At 32.0% G+C, this 3,495-nt stretch carries 2 protein-coding genes; both read left to right on the plus strand.

The window, feature by feature from the left end; translation table 11 throughout:
- Nucleotides 1-141 precede the first annotated feature (141 nt).
- Entirely contained in the window at nt 142-1,101 is a 960-nt protein-coding gene (locus tag Q0929_RS08855) for a D-2-hydroxyacid dehydrogenase (RefSeq protein ID WP_299240078.1), read from the plus strand.
- Complete coding sequence (locus tag Q0929_RS08860; RefSeq protein ID WP_299240082.1) at nt 1,095-3,215, plus strand: UvrD-helicase domain-containing protein; 2,121 nt, start codon at nt 1,095-1,097, stop codon at nt 3,213-3,215. Before Q0929_RS08855 ends, Q0929_RS08860 begins: the two co-directional genes overlap by 7 nt.
- The last annotated feature ends 280 nt before the right edge of the window (nt 3,216-3,495 follow it).

Below are 3,495 nucleotides of genomic sequence, written 5' to 3' on the forward strand. Positions count from 1 at the left end.
CGTTATTTATTTAAAGTTTAATTAGAGAAAGGATAAACGTTAGATGTCATTCTGCAGCCGGCGAAGAGTCTCATGCTTTTATTGAATTTCTCACCCGATACATTTAATTTATTATTTAAGTATTAATTTGAGAGGAATAAAATGAAGCTTGCAATACTCGATGCTGCAACCCTTGGTGATGATGTTAATTTAGATATTTTTAGAGATTTTGGATATCTTGAAATATATCAAACTACAAACTCTAAGCAGGAAGCTATAGAAAGAATAAAAGATAAGACAATAATCATTACTAACAAAGTAATCATTGATAAAGAAGTTATGGATAATGCACCTTATCTTAAATTAATATGCGTTGCTGCAACCGGATATAACAACGTAGATATAGATTATGCAAAGCAAAAAGGAATTGCTGTTACTAATGTGTCGGGATACTCAACTAACAGCGTTGTTCAGCATACTTTTGCAATGCTCTTTTATCTTTTAGAAAGTCTTAGATATTACGATGATTATGTTAAATCAGGAGAGTATGCTAAAAGCCCTATTTTTACACATCTTGGCAGACCATTTTGGGAAATAAGCGGTAAAGTTTGGGGCATAATAGGACTTGGAACCATTGGGCAAAAGGTTGCACAGGTAGCAGAAAGCTTTGGATGTGATGTAATTTATTACTCTACTTCAGGAAAAAATTTTAATCCAAACTATACACATAAAGGCTTAGATGAGCTCTTATCAACATCTGACATAGTTTCAATTCATGCACCTTTAAATCAAAATACTAAAAATTTAATCACGTATGAAAAGCTAAAACTGATGAAAAAATCTGCAATTTTGCTTAATCTTGGAAGGGGTGGAATTGTTAACGAAGCGGATTTAGCAAAAGCTTTAGATGAAGGTTTAATCGCAGCAGCAGGCTTAGATGTCCTTGAAAAAGAGCCAATAGACCCAAACAATCCATTACTTCATATAAAAAATAAAGATAGACTATTTATAACTCCACACATAGCATGGACAAGCATAGAAGCAAGAAATAAGCTTGTTAAAGAAATATATCTCAATATAGAAAGCTTTTTAAGAGGAAAAGAGAGGAACAGAATTTGTTAAACGACCCTATCCTTTCAGGCTTAAACGAAAGACAGAAAGAAGCTGTTTTACATTTTGACTCTCCTTTATTGGTCTTAGCCGGAGCAGGTTCAGGAAAAACCAAAGTTATCACCCATAAAATCATGTATTTAGTCAAACATTACGGCATTCCGCTAAACAGAATTCTTGCTATTACATTTACAAATAAAGCAGCTGAAGAGATGAAGGAAAGAATTGAAAAAGCTATCGGAGAAAAGCCTCAATGGGTGATGACTTTTCATAGCTTTGCAGCAAAATTTTTAAGAATGGAAGCAGAAAACATAGGTTATGATAGAAATTTTGTCATCTACGATGAAGAAGACAGTAAAAAATTAATCAAAAAAGTCTTAAAAGATTTAAATTTAAATGAAGAAAAATTTAAACCAGACAAAATAAAGGATGTCATTTCAAAAATAAAACAAGATGATAATCCAGAAGACCAACTTGAAATTTATAGCATTTCAAACAGTTATATAAAAACCATTTTTGAGAAATACGAAGAAGAGCTTAAAAACAGTAATGCTTTTGATTTTGATGATTTACTTATCAAAACAGTCAAAATCCTGTCTAATCATCCAGAAGTTTTAGAAAAATGGAGAAATAAGTTTGATTACATCCTTGTAGATGAGTATCAAGACACAAACAGAATTCAGCATAAACTTTTAAAACTTCTTGTTGGAGATAAGCACACTATAACAGTTGTTGGAGACCCTGCTCAATGTATATACACATGGAGAGGAGCACATCCGGAAAACATTTTAGATTTTGAAAAAGATTTTCCCGGTACAAAGATAGTTAAATTAGAAAGAAATTACAGAAGCACAAAAAAGATACTTGATTGTGCAAATGCAGTTATTTCAAAATCAAAAGGAAAATGGAAAGGAAAAGTTTTAACCCTTTGGACTGATAAGGAGGAAGGAGAGGACATATTTTTAGTCCCATTAGAAAACGAGAAAGAAGAGGCAAGATTTATAGCAAGTAAAATAAAGCAACTTGCACAGGATGGTTCTTACGGTGATTTTGCTGTTCTTGTAAGAATGACATTTTTAACCAGAAATATTGAAGAAGCTTTTATCAGTAATGGAATTCCTTATCAGGTCATTGGTGGGCTTAAATTCTTCGAAAGAGCAGAAGTAAAAGATATTTTAGCTTACTTAAAACTTGCAGTAAATCCAAAAGACTATGCAAGCTTTGAAAGGTCATTAACGGTTCCACCAAGAGGCGTTGGAGACAAAGGTCTTGAATATATCAAATCTAATTTTAAAACAGATTGGATTCAAGCCTTAAAAGACAGTTATGAAAGATTCAATAAATCTGTAAAGATAAAATTACAAGAATATTTAGAGCTTATGGAGTATGTATTAGAAAATGCTAAATTCAGTCCTTCAAAAACAGCAAAAGAAATAGTAGAAAGGATAGGATATCAAGAATATTTACAAAAAGAATATGAAAAAGATTGGGAAGACAGAGTAGAAAACATAAACGAGTTGATAGTTGCATTGGAAGAGGCAGAAAAAGAAGGAAAAACCTTAGACCAGTTTTTTGAAGAATCAGCTTTAATGCAAGCACAAGATGCGATAGACAATCAAAATAAAGCAAAAATAATGACAGTTCACGGAGCAAAAGGATTAGAGTTTGATACTGTTTTTGTAGCAGGGCTTGAGGAAGGAATATTCCCAAGCGGAAAAGCCTTTGACGACCCAACCCAACTTGAAGAAGAAAGAAGATTATTCTATGTGGCAATCACAAGAGCAAAAAATAAACTTTATCTAACTTATGCAAAAGAAAGGAAAAGCTACGGAAATAAAAGCGTTCCAACTAAAAGGTCTCAGTTTATTGATGATATCAAAGAACATATAAAACTACCGGTTAAACAAAAAACCCAGCCAAACGTAAGCAACAGACATAATCTAACAATTAAATCTCAATCTAAATCCTATTCTGATTTTGACTCAGATATAAGAGTAGGGATGCTTGTTAAACATGATGTTTTTGGTAAAGGTGTTGTTAAAAAAATAGTTGGAAAAAATGCAACTGTACTGTTTGAAAAAGTTGGAGAAAAGACTATCAATATAGATTTTTTAAAGAGTGTTTGAAAAAACTTATTCACTTAATCCTTCTCTCGCTTTTATTTAATCTCTCTCGTGGGATTGTGTTCTAAAATTTTTGCTTTTTTGTCATCGTATATTAAGTATACCAAAAATTTTTAAACTATAAGAGAATAAGTTTTATAATAATTACAGACATGGGAGAAAAAAGGAAGGACAGATCAAGTTTCTGTCATTGGTCTTTTAAGACCGCTCAGAATGTTTTAGACTGTCCTTCCTACAACTTCCTAAAGCCTGAATCAGAACATTAGGCTTTTAAGCCTGTATT

Origin of the sequence: Sulfurihydrogenibium sp. (assembly GCF_028276765.1) — a bacterium.
Taxonomy (GTDB): Bacteria; Aquificota; Aquificia; order Aquificales; family Hydrogenothermaceae; genus Sulfurihydrogenibium.